Source organism: Runella sp. SP2 (genome assembly GCF_003711225.1).
Lineage (GTDB): Bacteria > Bacteroidota > Bacteroidia > Cytophagales > Spirosomataceae > Runella.
This window is the reverse complement of the sequence record NZ_CP031030.1, coordinates 6,858,039-6,876,127: the sequence shown is the minus strand read 5'-3', so window position 1 is coordinate 6,876,127 and position 18,089 is coordinate 6,858,039. Positions and strand designations below refer to the sequence as shown.

The 18,089-nt window shown below is 46.7% G+C and carries 11 protein-coding genes; 4 read left to right on the top strand and 7 right to left on the bottom strand.

All coding sequences use genetic code 11. The features are described 5' to 3' along the window. Positions 1 to 76: 76 nt before the first annotated feature. From DTQ70_RS27670 to DTQ70_RS27660, 3 genes are read right to left on the bottom strand one after another with little or no spacing between them, the layout of a single operon-like run. Complete coding sequence (locus DTQ70_RS27670; RefSeq protein ID WP_122933818.1) at positions 77 to 1,090, bottom strand: low specificity L-threonine aldolase; 1,014 nt, start codon at positions 1,088 to 1,090, stop codon at positions 77 to 79. A gap of 6 nt (positions 1,091 to 1,096) precedes the next feature. Further along, entirely contained in the window at positions 1,097 to 1,477 is a 381-nt protein-coding gene (locus tag DTQ70_RS27665; protein ID WP_122933817.1) for a DUF2752 domain-containing protein, read from the bottom strand. Then, on the bottom strand, positions 1,477 to 1,956 hold the full coding sequence (locus tag DTQ70_RS27660; RefSeq protein WP_122933816.1) for an RDD family protein: 480 nt from the start codon (positions 1,954 to 1,956) through the stop codon (positions 1,477 to 1,479). The genes DTQ70_RS27665 and DTQ70_RS27660 overlap by 1 nt, the downstream gene beginning before the upstream one ends. A gap of 270 nt (positions 1,957 to 2,226) precedes the next feature. Here DTQ70_RS27660 and DTQ70_RS27655 point away from each other — a divergent pair, with 270 nt between their 5' ends. From DTQ70_RS27655 to DTQ70_RS27640, 4 genes are all read left to right on the top strand, one after another. After that, positions 2,227 to 5,193 carry an Ig-like domain-containing protein gene (locus DTQ70_RS27655; RefSeq protein WP_122933815.1) on the top strand — a complete coding sequence of 989 codons (2,967 nt, stop codon included), beginning with the start codon at positions 2,227 to 2,229 and terminating at the stop codon, positions 5,191 to 5,193. 330 nt (positions 5,194 to 5,523) lie between these two features. After that, positions 5,524 to 8,751 (top strand): SusC/RagA family TonB-linked outer membrane protein, encoded by a 3,228-nt coding sequence (locus DTQ70_RS27650; protein WP_122933814.1) that lies wholly within the window; start codon positions 5,524 to 5,526, stop codon positions 8,749 to 8,751. A 92-nt stretch (positions 8,752 to 8,843) separates the two neighbouring features. After that, complete coding sequence (locus tag DTQ70_RS27645) at positions 8,844 to 10,307, top strand: SusD/RagB family nutrient-binding outer membrane lipoprotein (protein ID WP_122933813.1); 1,464 nt, start codon at positions 8,844 to 8,846, stop codon at positions 10,305 to 10,307. Positions 10,308 to 10,329: 22 nt separating this feature from the next. Further along, complete coding sequence (locus DTQ70_RS27640; RefSeq protein ID WP_122933812.1) at positions 10,330 to 13,308, top strand: amidohydrolase family protein; 2,979 nt, start codon at positions 10,330 to 10,332, stop codon at positions 13,306 to 13,308. 63 nt (positions 13,309 to 13,371) lie between these two features. On the opposite strand, the gene DTQ70_RS27635 is transcribed toward DTQ70_RS27640, so the two are convergent. From DTQ70_RS27635 to DTQ70_RS27620, 4 genes are all read right to left on the bottom strand, one after another. Beyond that, positions 13,372 to 14,121, bottom strand: a complete 750-nt coding sequence (locus DTQ70_RS27635; RefSeq protein ID WP_122933811.1) for a sulfite exporter TauE/SafE family protein — start codon at positions 14,119 to 14,121, stop codon at positions 13,372 to 13,374. Between the two features lie 6 nt (positions 14,122 to 14,127). After that, positions 14,128 to 15,378, bottom strand: coding sequence for an MFS transporter (locus DTQ70_RS27630; RefSeq protein ID WP_122933810.1), 1,251 nt, complete (start codon positions 15,376 to 15,378; stop codon positions 14,128 to 14,130). A gap of 5 nt (positions 15,379 to 15,383) precedes the next feature. Then, the gene (locus DTQ70_RS27625; protein ID WP_122933809.1) at positions 15,384 to 16,448 is read right to left on the bottom strand and encodes a zinc-binding dehydrogenase; all 1,065 of its coding nucleotides are present in this window, start codon (positions 16,446 to 16,448) and stop codon (positions 15,384 to 15,386) included. 147 nt (positions 16,449 to 16,595) lie between these two features. Next, positions 16,596 to 18,044 carry a Gfo/Idh/MocA family protein gene (locus tag DTQ70_RS27620; RefSeq protein ID WP_122933808.1) on the bottom strand — a complete coding sequence of 483 codons (1,449 nt, stop codon included), beginning with the start codon at positions 18,042 to 18,044 and terminating at the stop codon, positions 16,596 to 16,598. Positions 18,045 to 18,089: the final 45 nt, after the last annotated feature.

Below are 18,089 nucleotides of genomic sequence, written 5' to 3'. Positions count from 1 at the left end.
TTACAGCAACAAAAGTGCCAACTTTTTTGGCAAAATTATAGCGTAGAAATACGCATTTTATTACCGAAAAATAACTTTAGAGCCGTTTTTGTAATTCTGAAAGGTGCTCATCCGTAAAATCAAGGTGCGTCACAAAACGTACCAAGTGCTTGCCGAACGTTACTGCTCTGATACCTTGGGAAGCAAGCTGGGCTACGTAGTCGGTGGCAAGGATGCTTTCGGGCAGGCGAAATATGACAATGTTGGTATCAATCGGATAAATTTCTTCTACTTCGGGGCGGCCTTTTAGTAGCTCTCCGATGGCTCGGGCGCGAGCGTGGTCTTGGCGAAGACGCTCTACGTGGTGGTCGAGGGCATACATCCCTGCGGCGGCAAGATAGCCTGCCTGACGCCAACCGCCTCCCATGGCCTTACGAGCTCGACGGGCTTGTTTGATAAACTCTTTACTGCCCAACAACAAAGAGCCTACGGGGCAACCAAGCCCTTTGGACAAACAAATACTGATGCTATCGAAAACTTGTCCGTATTGGAACGGAGTTTCGCCCGTTTCGACGAGGGCATTAAATAGGCGAGCTCCATCTAAATGAAGTGCCAAACCATTTTGGGTACAAACGTCTTTAATCGCTTCAATTTCGCTGAAATTGTAATAACAGCCGCCCCCTTTGTTCATGGTATTTTCGAGAGAAACCAACCGCGATACAGCCGCGTGAACATCGTCGGGGTTATTGATGGCATCTCGTACTTGCTGCGCAGAAATGCGACCTTTATCGCCGTCTAACAATTTAACCGAACTCAACGAGTTGAGCGCGATGCCACCACCTTCGTACAAATAAATATGCGAAAGTTTGTCACAAATAACCTCGGTTCCTGGGCGGGTATGAACACGTATGGCCAATTGATTGGTTTGGGTTCCTGAACTACAAAAAAGCGCTGCTTCCATGCCAAATAATGCCGCAGCTTTGGTTTCCAACGCATTGACGGTGGGGTCATCGCCGAATACATCGTCACCGACTTCGGCGGTAAACATGGCTTCAAGCATTGCTTTAGTGGGTTTGGTAACGGTGTCGGAACGAAGGTCAATGGTAAGCATGATGAATCAGTTTGTTGGTATTAAAAATTCAAATCCGTTTAGGTTTCTAATAATCGTAAACAGGAAAAATATTCCTACGGCTAGGAGGACTACCCAGCGGCGGCGAAGATAGTGAAACGGACGGACATCGTCGAAAAGTTCGGCGTACAAAACCGCGCCTAAAAGCGGCAGAACCAAGAAAATGAGCGCATTGTCCTGAAATGCCCCACGAAATTCTCCGTGAAGTAGCGCATGAAACGCCCGTTGCCCACCGCAGCCCCAGCAATACAAGCCCGTGGTTTGGTGAATTAGGCAAGGTGGCCCAAACGACTGAACAGCAGGATTATAATAAAAATAAAAAACGGTAATGACCAAGGTCGTTACCGTTAAAATGACTTTTTTTATCATTAGGCTTCTCGAATGACTAAACTTTTGGCAGCTAAATCGTGTAACGCTTGCTCTTCGGGGTTAAATAAAGGCCAAAGCCACAGCAAAATACAAAAATGGCCTGAAATGTACTTAATCAGAGAACGAACTAACGCTTGACTGAACGTAAGGCGCTCTCCACTAGGGCCTACCACTTTTATCTTCATAATCATTTTGCCAAACGTAGCTTGCTTGTTTGAACTTACCATAAAAGCATCGTAAACAAAAGGCGTGAAGATACTGGCCAAAATTAGAACGATGAGTCCAATGCCAAAAAGCCCCATCACGGCGGCCGTAGCTTCGTCGGAGCCTTCAAGGGCGTCGGCAGAACTGAGACCAATCAGCGCAGCTACCCCACCGAAAGGAATGAGAATAAGGCTAAAAGCAATCCCGACAATAATACTATCAATGATTTGGGCGACCAAGCGGTTACCAAACCCAGCAAGTGGAAAGGTATTCATGAAAATAGAGGTTTAGGGATGAAAGAAGTGAACTTATGCAAAGCAACGATTTTCTTGAAAACAAACAAGTTTTTATCCAGAAAATAGACAAAAGAAAGCCTATTTAGAGACTCAAAAAAAGATTATCCTAAATGGGGCTAAAAAAAGCCAAAAACGCGTATATTTACCCCTAGTCGCATTTTTCCCTACTTTTTAATGGCATTTTTCTCCTCGCTAAACATAGCGTAGGGGGCATATTTTTTATCTATTGTTCCATTAATTTTTAGGTGTATGAAAAACGCAATTGTACGTACCTTCGGAGTGTTTGCGCTCCTTCTACTTGTCCATGCTTTTGCCTTTGGGCAATCCCCTACTCCCTTGGCGGCCAATGGCCGCTTACAGGTAATCAACCGACAGCTTTGTAACGAAGCGGGAACGCCCATTCAGCTAAGGGGGATGAGTTCGCACGGGTTGCATTGGTTTGATCAATGTTATAATTCTTCGGCTTTACAAACACTGGCTAACGATTGGGGAGCTGACGTGTTTCGGGCAGCCATGTACGTGGACGAAGGTGGGTACATGAATAACAAAGTGGGTCTGCGGAATAAAGTCAATCAGTTGGTCGATTGGTCGGCTCAGTTTGGGATGTATTGCATCATTGACTGGCATATTCTGAACCCTGGCGACCCTAACCTGCACACCGCCGATGCCATCGAATTTTTTCAGTTGATGGCGCAGCAGCACGCGGGTAAAAAACACGTTATTTACGAAATCTGCAATGAACCCAACGGCGTCAACTGGTCGTCGGTCAAAAGTTATGCTGAGCAAGTCATCCCAGCCATCCGTCAGTACGACCCCGACGCCATTATTTTGGTAGGAACTCCTTCGTGGAGTGGTTCGCCAGGTGACGTCCGTTCTAATCCGTTGACGGGGTCCAACGCCCACAACATCATGTACACCTTCCACTTTTACGCGGGTTCTCATTATACCCAAAGTTACATCGACGATGTGATTAAAACGGTACCTCTGTTTGTATCGGAATGGGGCACGAGCAATTATTCAGGAAACGGCGGGAATGATTACAACAACGCCCAAAATTGGGTGAGTTTTATGGGGGGTAATAACTCTTCTGGAATGAAAATTAGCTGGTGCAACTGGAGTTATTGCGACAAAGACGAATCTTCGGCGGCGTTGATGCCTGGGGCTTGTGGCAATAATGGTTGGAACAATACTAGCACATCGGGAACGTGGGTCAAAGATAAAATCTTAAACCCTGCCGATAATTTTGGCCCTCCTACGCCTTTTGTGGCGATTAGTAGCCCTGCCAACAATTCAACGGTAACGATTGGAGCAAATTTGACCATTACGGCCAACGTAGGAAATGCCACCGCCACCGTGGTAGAATTTTACGATGGTACAACTAAACTGGGCGAAGATGCCACCGCCCCGTATTCATTGACATTGTCGAATATCCAAGCAGGAACGTATAATTTAACCGTAAAAGCGTTGCTTAACTCAGGCGGGCCGCTGACGTCGTCGCTGGTGCAAGTGACGGCGATTCCTGCCCCTAACCAACCTCCTACAATTACCCTTACAGCCCCCACCAACGGAACAACTTTTACGGCTCCAGCCACCATTTCGATTGCGGCCAACGCTGCTGACAGTGATGGTAGTGTCGCGAAAGTAGAATTTTACAATGGTTCGACGAAACTGGGAGAAGATACCTCAGCGCCGTATAGTTTTGACTGGACGAACGTAGCCTCGGGAGCCTATACCATTTCTGCTAAAGTGACCGACAACCAAAATTCAGTGGCCACTTCAGGAAGTGTGACCGTGTATGTAAATAGCCCTGGCAATCCTTCCTCAGACATTATTGGGCCTGATTGCGTGAGTGTGAATGAAATAAAATTGTTTGAGCTAAATTCCATCAATCTGCCCAACGCCAACAGTTTTTCATGGTGGTGTACGGGTTCTACGCAAAGCATTACGGCCGTTTCGGGCCAGCCTTCAAAAGTCAATATCAATTTTGGGGCTAACTTCTCGGGCGGACAAGTGTGCGTTGGCGTCAATTATTCGGCTGCACCTTGGTACAAGCAGTTTTGTAAAACAGTAACACTTTGCACGGGACAACCTCCTATCAATCAAGCCCCTTCGGTGAGTCTAACGGCTCCATCGAACAATGCCTCCTTTACGGCACCTGCAACGATTGCGCTGGTTGCCACTGCCGCCGACAACGACGGTAGCATTTCAAAAGTAGAGTTCTACAATGGAAATACGAAGTTGGGCGAAGACCTGACATCGCCGTACGAATTTAGCTGGGCAAACGTTGGGGCAGGTTCTTATAGCTTAACGGCCAAAGCGACTGATAACCAAGGGGCGACAAGCACTTCTTCGGCGGTTTCGGTCACGGTAAATGCCCCAGTTGTCAATCAAGCCCCTTCGGTGAGTTTAACGGCTCCCTCCAACAATGCCTCTTTTACGGCGCCTGCTTCCATCTCGTTGGCGGCCAATGCCTCTGATTCGGATGGCAGTATTGCTAAGGTGGAGTTTTACAACGGTAGTACCAAGCTAGGCGAAGATGTCACAGCCCCTTACACTTTTAGCTGGACAAACGTTGGGTCAGGTTCTTATAGCTTAACAGCCAAAGCAACTGATAATCAAGGAGCAACGAGCACTTCTTCGGCGGTATCGGTGACGGTAAGTGCACCTCCTACTACAACCGCTGATATTATTGGCGATGATTGTGCAGCGGTCAATTCAGTAAAGGCGTTTGAGTTAAATGTCACCAATCGGGCCAATGCCACTAACTATTCGTGGTGGAGCACGGGTTCAGTACAAAGTATTACGCCGACTTCGGGTCAGCCTTACAAGGTGACGATTAATTTTGGCCAATGGTTTTCGGGTGGCCAAGTTTGCGTAGGGGTAAATTATTCGGCTTCGCCTTGGTACAAGCAATACTGCAAAACGGTGAACGTATGCGCCGCAGCAAGGATAGCCGCCGCAGAGGGATTGGAAAAAGAAACGAGCTATGTTTTTCCCAATCCATCACCCACAACGTTTAAAATGGTTGCTGATAAAAATATTGTGCAGTTGAAGTTAACCAATATGATTGGAGTTGAGCAATATCAGCATGGCGCGCTGCAACAGAACGATGAGATTGAGTTTGGAGAAACGTTAGTTACTGGAATGTATTTATTGCATATTTATTATGAAAACAAACAAATACAGACCGTTAAATTGCTTAAAATGAATCAGTAATTCTGGCAAAACGCTGTTTATCAAAGGAGCTGCTACTTAGGCAGCTCTTTCTTTTTTTTAGGTAATTCTAAGTTTCATAGCCAAGCAAAAAAAGTGATTAAGTACAATTCCACAACCCTCAAAAACTGCGCTTTTTGTCGATGTAATATTGATTTTTATCGACATAATATCATTTTTTATAGATACTGCAAATTCACTTTTTTTTCACATTTAACAATCCAAACAATATTTTTAATTTATCTAATAATGTATATTTAAAATTTGACGAATAGAGCATCAGGTGTTAATTTCTATTGCGAATTAAGCAAAACAACAAACTAAACACCCATTATGAAAGCTGCTCTACTCATTTTTTTTGTAGGCTGGTTCAGTATAACTACCTACGGACAAACCCGCAAGATTACGGGCAAAATTACCGACGCCGACAACGGTGCTGTGTTGCCTGGCGTCAATGTTCTTTTAAAAGGAACCAATACGGGTACTACCTCCGATGGCGAAGGAAAGTTTTCGCTTAATGTACCGACCTCAGGGGGGACATTGACGGTTTCGTTTATCGGTATGATCTCTCAGGAACTCTCTATTGGGAATCAAAGTGAGTTCGCAATTAAACTCAAAACCGACACCAAACAGCTGATGGAAGTAACAGTAACGGCGTTAGGTTTTGAGCAAAATAAAGATATTCAAGGCGCTACTTCAGCCAAGGTAACAGGCGTGGCGATTGCGCGTACGGGCGAAACTGGCGTTATAAATGGATTGGCTGGACGAGCGGCTGGGGTTCAAATTTCGCGTTCGTCGGGCGACCCTGGCGCGGGTTCGTACATTCAAGTTCGGGGGCAAAGTACAATCACAGGTGATAACCAGCCTCTAGTCATTATTGATGGGATTCCCATGAGTAATAGTAGCATTGGGGAGTCGGCAGGTGGCGTACGTCAACAATCTCGATTAAATGATTTGAATCCTAATGATATTGCTGATGTACAAATTTTGAAAGGAGCTGCGGCTGCTTCGCTGTGGGGGTCACGGGCGGCCAATGGCGTAATGGTCATCACGACCAAAAAAGGCCGAAATAGCAATAAAGTGGATATTTCGTTTAGCTCGTCGCTCTCAATTGACAAAGTGAATGTATTGCACCCAGTTCAAGATAAATATGGTCAAGGTGTCAATGGTGCTTTCAGTCCCACCGCGTCAGGAGCATGGGGTGACAAAATAGAAAATCGTTCAGGGGCTGCCGATGAAGTGAATACTACAGGGCAATATTTTGAGGCACTAGATGGCACTAAATACTACCCCATTACGAAGAAAAACTCTAAACAAATTTTTAATAATGAACGGGTTGATCAGGTATTTCGTACGGGGTATTTTGTGGATAACAACATCAGTATCAGCGGAGGAAGTGAACAAGGAACGTATTACATGAGCGTCGGTGACCTTAACCAAAAAGGAATTATTCGTGGGCAAAGCGATTACCGACGTACTACTTTTCGCCTCAATGCCGACCGCAAGTTTGGTGATAAGCTATCACTTTCTACCAAAACCTCTTACATCAAGTCAACATCAAATCGTATCCAAACGGGTTCTAACGTAAATGGGTTATACTTGGGAATGGTGCGTACTCCACCTGATTTTGATGACAGCGACTACAAAGGTTACTACTATTCGTCTCCTACGGCAGCTCCTATTTTTCGCCAGCGTTCGTATCGCCGCTATTTAGGAAACGACAACCCGATTTACGATTCTCCATTATGGGTTATTAATGAACTCCAAAACCCCACTTCTGTCAACCGTTTTCTTACCGCAACAGAGCTAAATTTCAAACCTAAAAAATGGTTAGAGCTAAAAGCACGTGGAGGGGTAGATTCATATACCGATGAGCGAAAAACATACTATCCAGTAGGTTCGGCAGGGAGTACATTCACAGGAAGTTATAACGAGGAAGTGCTCAAAGAAACAGAACTTAACTTCGACTTTATCGCCCGGGCTGTGAAAGACATTACTCCCAATATCTCTGGAACATACATCGTAGGCTGGAACATCAACAACCGCGATTTCCTCAACTTGGGATACTCAATGGTGAACTTTTTGATTCCGAATGGCCCCATGGACGCTAGTAACGCCACCGCCTCCAATCGCACGCCATTTGATGAAGAACGCCACATCCGTACAACGCGCCTGTACAGCACAGCCAACCTAGGGTTTTATGATCAGCTGTACGTGAATATAGGCGCAGCAGCAGAATCGGGCTCTCCTTTTGGGGAGAAAACCGACCGTACGTTTTTTTACCCTTCGGCCGACGTCGCTTGGCAATTTACTAAAACAAGAGCACTCAGTGGTTTAAGCTGGTTGAGCTTTGGAAAGCTGCGAGGTTCGTACGGCATTGTGGGGGTACAGCCACAGCCTTATCGTACCACTACCGATTTTGTTACGGCCGAATTTACAGGCGGCTGGGGAGGTACAGCCAGCGGTGTAGCCTACGGAAACGGCGCTTTTGTGCAATCAGCTCAACAAGGTGATGCCTTCTTACGTCCCGAACGCAAAACAGAGTGGGAAATCGGAAGTGACTTACGTTTCTTGGAAGATCGCCTTTCGGTAGGCTTCACGTATTATCGAAATACCATCAAAGATTTATTACTGGAAGTATCAGCCGCACCTAGTACTGGATTCACAAGCCGCTATACCAACGCAGGTACGATGTCAAATAAAGGTTGGGAAGGTGAGATTTCAGCCGATGTGTTTCGTCGTGGTGCTTTAGACATTCAGTTGATAGGAAACATTAGCCGTAACGTCAATCGCGTCGAAGATTTAGCAGGCACCGACCAAATTGTATTGGGAGGTTTTAGTACGCTGACAAGTTCAGTAGCAAAGGTAGGGTATTCTTTATCTGCCTTGTACGGAGGCACTTATTTGAGAAAAGCCGATGGGTCGTTGGACTTAAACACCAATGGTTTTCCTCAACTTGCTCCCACGTATGGTGTTATTGGTGACCCTAACCCTAAGTATCGTGCAGGTTTCGGCACGAACATTAACTATAAAAACTTTTCATTGAACGTCCTTTTTGAAACTTACCAAGGCTCTACATTTGCCCCTAATACCCAGTCAGTTATGTATAACTTCGGCACTCATGCTGACGTCGGAAACGAAGTGACTATTCCTGCGGGTGGGCTCAAAAACTACAACGGACAAACGTTTGAAGCGGGTGCTGTGGTACGGGGAAATATCCGTGATTTTGGAGCGGGGCCAGTGTTGCTAGACCAAGCTTGGTACACTACGCTGGGACAAGGTTTCAGTGCGCTTCAAGAGCAATTTATGGTAGATGGTAGTTGGACACGCCTCCGTGAGGCTACTCTTTCGTACAACTGGCGCAGTCCTTGGTTGAAAGAGAAGTTAAAATTAGGCTCGGTAAGTTTCTCGGCAACGGGGCGGAATTTGTTGTTGTGGACCGACGTGGTGGGCATTGACCCTGAAACGTCACTCAATGGCACAGGAAATGGACGCGGACAAGATTATTTTAACAATCCAGGTTCAAAGTCAGCTGTTTTCTCCATTCGTATCAACTATTAATTCTTAATCATCGGTCTGACTATCGTCTGACCTGGTAGTCAGACCGATACATCCCAACCTCATTATAAAAATGAGATTTAACTTTTAGACTCATGAAAAAATACATAACAACCTTTGTCTTAGCCACCACAATGTTGTTGGCTTCTTGTGAATCGTTGGTTAGTAACATGAACGATGACCTCAATAACCCCACCGACGCGCCTGCAGAACTAATGTTCACTGGTGTCGAATTAGCCGTAGCTTCGGTGCACGAAGGGTACAACTCGTTGCTATCGAGTATTTGGTCGGGATATTATTTTGGGTATGATCGTCAGTGGGCTGACTTTCACGTATATAACGTTGCTGGGTCGTATTTCGACGGTATGTGGAGTAGTAGTTACTACGGAATACACCGCAATGCACGGTTGCTTTTGGCCAAAATAGAACCACAAGGAATCAAAGTATTGGCAGGAATGACCAAAGTATTAATGGCACACAATATGGGCACAATGACTGCGCTGTACGGAGACATTCCTTTTTCGCAAGCGGCACAATTGGAAGAATTCCCTAACGCCAAATATGATTCACAAGTCGATGTTTACAAAGGAGTTCAGACACTTTTGGACGAAGCCATCAAAGACCTCGAAACGGGCGTAGGCGTGCCAAGAGCAGGGACAGATGTACTGTTGGGCGGTGACCCAAAAAAATGGATTGAAGTAGCTTATACCCTCAAAGCTAGGTTTTACACCGATACCAAAGAGTACGCACTAGCTGCTACAGCTGCGGCAAAAGGGGTAAGCAGGGCGGCTAATTCGATGTATATGCCACACGGAACGATTCTCAATCAGAACCAAAATTTTATTTACAGTTTCTTGGCGGTGAGCCGTATTGGTGATGCGGCGGCGGCTACCAAGACAGGAGAGCCTTGTTATTTGGTAAAATTGACCGACCCCACCCTCACTGCCACTTATCGAGGTAATGCCAAGACGGATGAAACGGCTCGTTTTAACTTTTACTTTTTACGTCAAGGAGTCAACGTTCCTAACCGCATTGAGCCTAATACCCAAAAACGAGCCACTCAAGTCGGATTTATGAGTGTAGATGCCGCTTTCCCTTTGGTTACTTTTCAGGAAAATAAGTTGACGCAGGCTGAAATGGCCATCCGAGCAGGAAACTTTGCCAATGCGCTTACTTTTCTAAACGAACACCGTGCTTTTTTAAACACGGGTGGCGGATACATTAATAGCGTAACTGCGGCTAATTTCACGTACAAATATTTACCTTACGAAGAAAACGATTTTGAGGCTGGTGGAATAGAAAATGCCGATAAAATAGCTAAAAATGACGCGTTACTCCGTGAAATTTTGGAAGAACGTTATGTAACGTTTTACTGTCAAACCATCGGTTGGAACGACGAACGCCGTAATCGCGCCAGTGCTGTCGGCATTAAACTCACGCCTAACGCGGGCACAAGGCTTCCGTCTCGGTTCATTTATTCACAAAACGAAATCAACGGTAACCCTTTGGCTCCTAAACCTGTACCTGGTGTGTTTGACGCGATGGCAATTTATAAGTAGGTTCAACTAACCCTAAAACCCAATGAGAATATCCCACCTTTTGATGTTATTTTTTGCATTTAGAGTGGCAGCCCAAACGCTGGACTCGAAGCAAATTACGGTAGGTGAAGGAACAAACATGGCTTTGGCGCTCTCCCCCGACGGGGAGACGCTGGCCATTGATTTACAGGGAACTATCTACCTGCTTCCCGCCAAAGGAGGTATGGCTAAACCGCTCACCGATGGCATGGGCGACGACCGCCAACCTTGCTGGAGTCCTGATGGACAGCGAATTGCGTTTCAGTCGTATCGGGGAGGCACGTTTCATATTTGGAGTGTGGACAAAAACGGCAAAGACCTTACACAGCACAGTTCGGGCCCGTTTGACCACCGTGAGCCGTTTTGGGCACCCGATGGAAAAAGCATTCTTTGTTCGTCGGATCGAAATGGAAATTATGACATTTGGAAAATAGACCTTGCCTCAGGAGCTGCTACGGCAATTACGTCCAATCTTGACCACGATTACACCCCTTCGGTCTCTCCCGACGGCCGTATCGTTGCCTTCGCTTCGAGTCGAACCGAAGGCGCGGGGATTTATCTTGTATCAGATGGTGTAGAAAAACTCTTGGCTCCTACGGGAAAAGGAACTCCTTCCACTCCCGCTTGGAGCAAAGATGGACGCTGGATTAGTTATCAATTATTGGCAGGAACGCAAACAACGTTGATGTCAGTAGAGGTAGCCACGGGAAAAATCGTCCCTCTAAGTAAAGCCGACGAAGACGTTTTTCCGTTTCGGGCGGCGTGGGGCGCCAATGGCTCTTTATTTTACACGTCCGATGGGAAAATCAAACGACATGGGCTCGAAGATGGCGGTACGGAACAAGTGCCGTTTCAAGTGACATTAACGGTAAGTACGCCTGTATTTCAACGCAAAACCTATGATTTTGACGGCTCCTCGGTAAAAACCGTCAAAGGAATTCGTTGTCCAGTCGTTTCACCCGATGGCAAGCAAGTGGCATTTATCGCTTTGGGGGATATTTGGTTATTAACCATCGGATTACCCAAACCTATCAAATTGACGGATGACGGCTACTACGAAACTGACCTTGCTTGGTCGCCCGATGGTAAACAACTGTTGTTCTCAGCCGACCGAACGGGAAATATGGACCTGTATGCGCTGGAGCTTGGGAGTCGAAAAATAACTACCCTTACCCAAACACCCGACGATGAGTACCAAGGCTCATGGCTGGCAGACGGCAAAAAAATAGCTTTTTTGAAACAAGGACTACGGAATACCTTAGCAACAGGAACCGTCCTACAAATCATGGATTTAGCAACGGGTGCAGTAAAGGCCGTCCACAAGCCGATGTTTCAACCAGGACAGCCGTCGTGGTCGCCCAATGGAAAATATGTGTTACTGGCAGCTTTGGATGCGTATTCGTCCAAATACCGCGAAGGGGTCAGTAAGTTTTTGTTGGTCAATTCCGAAAGCGGTCAAGCCGTAGGAATGAATACCCCCTTTCCCAACCAAACCATGGCGATGCGCTACCGAAATGGTCCTATTTGGTCACCCGATGGCACTAAATTAGCTTATGTCAAAGATGCGCTTCTGTGGGTGATTGACGTGAATGCCGACGGACAATTTACGGGACAACCTCGCGCCATTACTTCCGAGCTAGCCGAAGCTCCCACGTGGACAGGCGACTCTAAATCAATTATTTATGTCGCTACCGACCATTTGCGAAAGGTAACGTTGGCCGACACTAGCAAACAAACCATTCCCTTAGACTTGACGTGGACCAATACCAAACCTCAAGGAACGGTGGTGATTCATGCGGGAAGGTTATTTGATGGAAAATCGTCCGAATTAAAAACTAACGTAGATATTATTGTCGAAGGTAGTCGTATCAAAGCCATTCAACCCCACCGTGCTAGTTACCCCAGTTCTTACAAAAAAGTAGATGCGTCGCAACTGACCGTGATGCCTGGCTTATTTGAAACCCACTCCCATTTGGATGCGCAATACGGAGAAAAAACAGGGCGCATTTGGCTATCGTACGGAATCACGGCGGTGCGCGAGCCAGGTTCTGACCCGTATGATGCCGTAGAACAACGCGAAGCGTGGCACAGTGGCAAACGCCCAGGGCCGTTTCATTTTCTGACGGGTGCCCTCACCGACGGCGGTCGGGTGTATTACAACATGGCTACGGCGATTGGGTCGGAAGCCCAACTGGCACTGGAGCTAAATCGAGCAAAGCGATTAGGCTACGACCTCATCAAAACGTACGTACGGATGCCCGATGAATGGCAGAAAAAAATCACCGAATACGCCCACCAACACGGAATGACTGTTTCGTCGCACGAGATTTTTCCTGCCGCCCGTTACGGCGTCGATGCCGTAGAGCATATTTCGGCCACCAGCCGACGCGGATACTCGCCAAAACTTTCGTCAAAGGCGCACAATTACGAAGATGTGGTACAAATCATTGCACAATCCAAAATGGTTATCACACCTACATTGGCTTTGTCGGGTGGTTTTTGGAATTTAATTACAAAAGATACAAGCCTGTTTAATACGCCTCAGTTTCGGCAAATATACCCTGCTTACTACCGAGCGGCCATGATAGAAACCGCCCAACAAATGGGAAAACAACCCACGCCCATGATTGCCAATTATGTGAATGCCAGAGCTTCTACCAAAAAACTCTTGGATGCAGGAGCACATATTACCAGCGGCACCGACTCGCCAATCATGCCTTATGGAGCGAGTTTGCACGTCGAAATTTGGAACTACGTGGAAAGTGGATTTACTCCTTTTCAGGCCCTCCAAACGGCCACCATCAACGCTGCCAAAGCCTTGGCGGTTGACAAAGATTTGGGAACCTTGGAAGTAGGTAAAATTGCCAATATTAGCATCGTTGAAGGCAATCCCCTTCAAGACATTCACGATACCCAACGCGTCAAGTACGTGTTGGTCAATGGGAAAGTGTATGCGTTGGAGGAGCTATTGAAACGGCCTTGAGTAATTATGCAAAAATTGTCAAGTACCTATTTATGCGTTAAAGTACGGGTGAACACCTGTACTTTAACGCATAAAAATCACCAACGCTCCTAACAACGTCAATCCTAAAATCACCCGACGGTAGTTGTTGTCTTGGATGATAGAAACGATTCGGATGCCCACAAAAAAGCCCAATACCAGCGAAGGAAGTAACATCAAATTGAGCTGAAGAGTATCAACCGTCACGTTGTGCCATACCAACACCTGAAACGGAAGTTTGAACAAATTAATCACTAAAAACAACCAAGCGGCGGTGCCAATCAAATCGTTTTTTGAAAGACGAAGGGCGAGAAAATAAATGGTAGAAAGTGGCCCCGCCAAATTGCCCAGCATGGTCGTAAACCCCGTCACAATTCCCATCATAGCGGCAAACCACTTGCTGGTGGGAATAGGAGCCGATTTACGGTATTCGAGCCAACTCATCACTCCCACAATGAGTAAGATGATAAAGGCCATAATTTTTTTAAAAACAGCCTCTTCTAGTAAATTTCCAATATATACGCCCGACAACACTCCAAAAATTATCCAAGGTAGCAGCTGCCAAAAATATTTCCATTGGGCGTGACGGTTATAGTACAAAACGGCCAAAATATCCGCAACGCAAAGCATTGGCAAGACCACGCCCGTAGAAGCTTTTCCCCCAAATACCAAGGCCATGATGGTCACGTTGAGCATTTCGACGCCTTTGAGCCCTGCTTTGGCTAAGCCAATGATGAAGGCTCCTAGAAATACCAACGCCCAAAGTTGCCATGTAAAAGTCGAAGAAATGTCCATTGTTTATCAAGCTACACGTTGAATCGAATTTGCCCACGCCCTTTTTGCCAATGAAATCATCACGACCGACAAGCAGCAAATTCCTGCAATAAAGACAAAAATGGTGGAGGTATTACCCGTTTTGTCAATAATATATCCAAACAACGGTTCGCCAAGGGCGGCAAAAACGTAGGCACACATGTTCATCAAACCCACGCCCGTGCCCGTGTAAGTTTGCCCCAACATCTCGGGACTGAGTGCCCAAAAACAGGATTGAGGGCCATAAACAAAAAAGCCCACTGATAGCATCAAAAAACCACCTAGCACCAAACTATCCGTTGGGGTTATAAAAACGAGCAATGAAATAACCGCACTGACGGCCATTCCAAAACGAATGGCGTGGATGCGATTTCCTTTGAAAAAAGTATCGGACAATAGCCCAAAAGAAAGCGCGCCGAAGGCCATGCCAACGGGTAGCAAAAACGTTACCCAAAGGTTGCTGGGGTTTTCTTTCCACGTTTTACCTAAATAATGAACGGGAACCCAAAAAATAAGCCCATAACGAGCCATGCTTTCAAAACCGAGTGCCAAAGCTGTAAACAAAAAATGGCGATGAGACAACACAGTGCGGTAGCGACTCCACCAACCTTCTGATACTACGTTTTCGGAGGCTTGTTCTTTGTCTAGCGTAAAACCCGCTTGCGAAGGGGTGTCTTTGGCAAAAATTAAAAAAATGGTGGCGGCTACCAGTAACAACAGCACTGGAAGTCGGAAAAGCATCCGCCATTCCATGCCTTGCTGGAGCAAAATAATGGAAAGTAGGTAAGTAACGGCCGACGAAAACCCCGCGGCCATGGTATAAAACCCGAAGGCTTTCCCAAGTTCGGCTTTGCTCCACCAATTACTAATAAGTTTGCTGCCAGGCGCCCAAGCCATTGACTGAAAATATCCATTGAAAGCCCACAAAATCAGGATGAGGGTGATGGAGTTGCTGTAACTAATGGCAATATTCGTAAGTACCGACAGATACGCTCCCGTGACAATCATAAACCGCGCACTGACGCGGTCGGCAAGGTTGCCGTTGATAAATTGCCCAATGGCATAGCCCAACAACATGGCAAAGCTAATCCAACCAATGAACGAATAAGGAACGTTGAGGGCAGAGGCCATGCCTTTGGCAGCCCAGCCGAAGTTGTGCCGACCTGTGTAAAAAAACAGATAACACAGCATTGTGACCAACAACATTTTCCACTGCTGACTACGGAAAGATGAATTCATGTAAATTAAAGGTGGTTTATGCGAATTCCTACGCGGAGGGGTTTGTGTTTGAGGGCGTATTGGAAGGCTTGTTCGGCCTCAGAAAGCGAAAACTCTTTGGCGACAATCTGTTCAAAAGGAAACGACCGATGGTGCTGAGAAATAAAGGCCACGGCATTGGCAAAGTCGTCGTAATTGTAGTTGTGCAATCCGCGAATCGTAATCAAGCGGCGAATGATTTGCTCGGCGTCAATTTCGATTTTACGGTTTTTAAAGACCGCCCCAACCCACACCGCTACGCCTCCCACGCCGAGGGCTTCGATACCCGCTTCCATGGCAGTAGGCGCACCACTCATGTCAAAAACGACATCGATAGAACCCCCAATAGACTGATGTTGAAGCAAATACGTTTGGCTCACCCCAAAAGGCATTGACTGCTGCAAACGAAGTTCGTCGATGTCGGCGGCGATGATTTTGGCTGCACCCGCCACTCGGCACATCGCTGCACAAACAACACCCAGCAAACCCATACCAGTGATAAGTACCGTTTTGTGGGTGAGTTCGCCCGCGAGGCGCAAAGCTCCTGCGACGGTAGCCACGGCGCAGTTGATGGTTGCCGCCACGGGAAGGGGCACTTCCTCAGGAAGTTTGAGCACCGCCGTGTTGGGTTTCAGAATGGTATATTCGGCCAAGCCACCGTGAAAACAGTCGTCGTCGGTGACGAGGGCGTGGCCGTATTTGAAGACATTTTCGGATTTTTGGGGCATTCCGCGTTGCGCCATGTCGGATTGGTCATTGGCCGAAAAAATACTCCACGTAACGACGTCGCCCTGAAGAAGCGGTGCGCCTGAGTAATCTTTCCCCGAATGCGCATCGCTTATTTTGACTACTTTCCCGACAATCTCGTGACCCAAGACCGTCGGCGTTTTTTCTTTTCGTAGCCCGCAAAATGTGTGTAAATCGCTGCCACAAATGGTGGTATAGCTGTTCTGAACCAAGATTTCACCTGGGCGTAACTCAGGTATTTTTTTGTTCAGCAATTCCATTTCCTGCCCCGATGCCTTAAACACTATTATATTTCCCGAATTCATTGTTTGCAATTCCTTTTTTACAAATGAAAGTGAAATCACAAAGGTGGTGGTTTTTGTTTATAATTACTGAACTTATGTTTATAAAACAGCAAGACCTTCCAAGTTTTGGAAACTTGGAAGGTCTATGAGTAATTACATACTAAAAAATTACAAATTTAAGCTCCAGCCTTCGCGGTAGTCACGTTTTACAAATTGATTAGCCAAGTCATAATTCGTAATTTTCATGTTAGGAGCGTCGTAGTATAATTTCTTACGGCCATTATATCGGTCAACCGAACGCTTGGCAGTTGGGTTATCTCGCAACATCCAGCTACGGATGGCCAAGTTACCAATCAAAATACTTTCGGTAAACGGTGCGGCATATTCAAACGGCGAACTGGTTACGCCCTTGCCGTAGCCTGCGATGCACGCATTCACCCACTGCAAATAGTGGTCTTCGTTGGGAACGCGCGGTATGGTTTCGGGAATGTTGAGGGTTTCGTTGGCTTTCAAAGGCAACAAACGAGGCTTAGCACCGTAGCAATCGGCCATGAGTTTGCCTTTGGTTCCGATGAATAATACGCCTCCGTCGGAGTTTCCGAAGCTTTCACCTGGCAATAACTCTTCGGGTAATTCGGGCAAAATACCGCCGTCGTACCAGCTTACTTTGATGTTGCCTTTGCCGTCTTTACGCGGATAATCCAAGTGGATAGAGGTCGAAAAAGGCGTCCAATCAGGATTATCGTCTTGTGGACGGAGGGTAAACGTCCACGTCCCTGCTACGCTACATTCCACCGAAGTGGGATAGTCGATGGGCAAAATACGATACACGGGGTCCATGATGTGGCAAGCCATGTCGCCGAGTGCTCCCGTACCGTAAGGCCACCAACCGCGCCAATTCCAAGGCAAGTACGCTTCGTTGTAAGGCACTTTTTTGGCGGGGCCGAGCCACAAATCAAAGTCCAGTTCTTTGGGAATTTCGTAGGTTTTATCGGTTGGGATGGCTTGCGGCCAAACGGGGCGGTTGGTCCACGTCAATACTTTATGCACATCACCAATAATGCCCGAGTCATAGATTTCTTTCATGCGACGAACGCCGTTGCCCGAGCCACCCTGATTTCCCATTTGGGTAACTACCTTGTATTTTTTCGCCGCCATGCCCAAAATCCGCGCTTCGTAAATGTCGTGCGTCAGTGGTTTTTGGGTATAAACGTGTTTGCCCAATTGCATGGCAGCCAGCGTCGCCACGGCGTGGGTGTTGTCGGGCGTGGAGATAGAACAAGCGTCGATGTTTTTGTTTTCTTTTGCCAGCATTTCCCTGAAGTCTTTGTAATAAGTGGCTTTGGGGAATTTGGTGCGAGATTCAACGGCCTGGCGGTCGTCCACGTCGCAAAGGGCAACAATGTTTACGTTTGGGCTATTGGCAAACGACGCTAAATCGCTTTTTCCTTTCCCGCCGACACCGATTCCCGCGATGTTGAGTTTATCGCTCGGCGCGACGAAACCTTTGCCCAATACGTGACGAGGAACAATGAAAAAAGAAGTGGCTGCCACCGACGAAGCTTTCAAAAAATCGCGACGACTGTTGGCGTGTGGAGTGATTTTTTTTTCTTCCATGAGATTACTGGTTTTTGGGGGTTTAAGAATTTTCTATACTACTGA

What these genes read in the sequence shown, in the direction of transcription:
- DTQ70_RS27670 (WP_122933818.1), bottom strand. Translation starts at nt 1,090, where the DNA reads ATGCTTACCATTGACCTTCGTTCCGACACCGTTACCAAACCCACTAAA.
- DTQ70_RS27665 (WP_122933817.1), bottom strand. Translation starts at nt 1,477, where the DNA reads ATGATAAAAAAAGTCATTTTAACGGTAACGACCTTGGTCATTACCGTT.
- DTQ70_RS27660 (WP_122933816.1), bottom strand. Translation starts at nt 1,956, where the DNA reads ATGAATACCTTTCCACTTGCTGGGTTTGGTAACCGCTTGGTCGCCCAA.
- DTQ70_RS27655 (WP_122933815.1), top strand. Translation starts at nt 2,227, where the DNA reads ATGAAAAACGCAATTGTACGTACCTTCGGAGTGTTTGCGCTCCTTCTA.
- DTQ70_RS27650 (WP_122933814.1), top strand. Translation starts at nt 5,524, where the DNA reads ATGAAAGCTGCTCTACTCATTTTTTTTGTAGGCTGGTTCAGTATAACT.
- DTQ70_RS27645 (WP_122933813.1), top strand. Translation starts at nt 8,844, where the DNA reads ATGAAAAAATACATAACAACCTTTGTCTTAGCCACCACAATGTTGTTG.
- DTQ70_RS27640 (WP_122933812.1), top strand. Translation starts at nt 10,330, where the DNA reads ATGAGAATATCCCACCTTTTGATGTTATTTTTTGCATTTAGAGTGGCA.
- DTQ70_RS27635 (WP_122933811.1), bottom strand. Translation starts at nt 14,121, where the DNA reads ATGGACATTTCTTCGACTTTTACATGGCAACTTTGGGCGTTGGTATTT.
- DTQ70_RS27630 (WP_122933810.1), bottom strand. Translation starts at nt 15,378, where the DNA reads ATGAATTCATCTTTCCGTAGTCAGCAGTGGAAAATGTTGTTGGTCACA.
- DTQ70_RS27625 (WP_122933809.1), bottom strand. Translation starts at nt 16,448, where the DNA reads ATGAATTCGGGAAATATAATAGTGTTTAAGGCATCGGGGCAGGAAATG.
- DTQ70_RS27620 (WP_122933808.1), bottom strand. Translation starts at nt 18,044, where the DNA reads ATGGAAGAAAAAAAAATCACTCCACACGCCAACAGTCGTCGCGATTTT.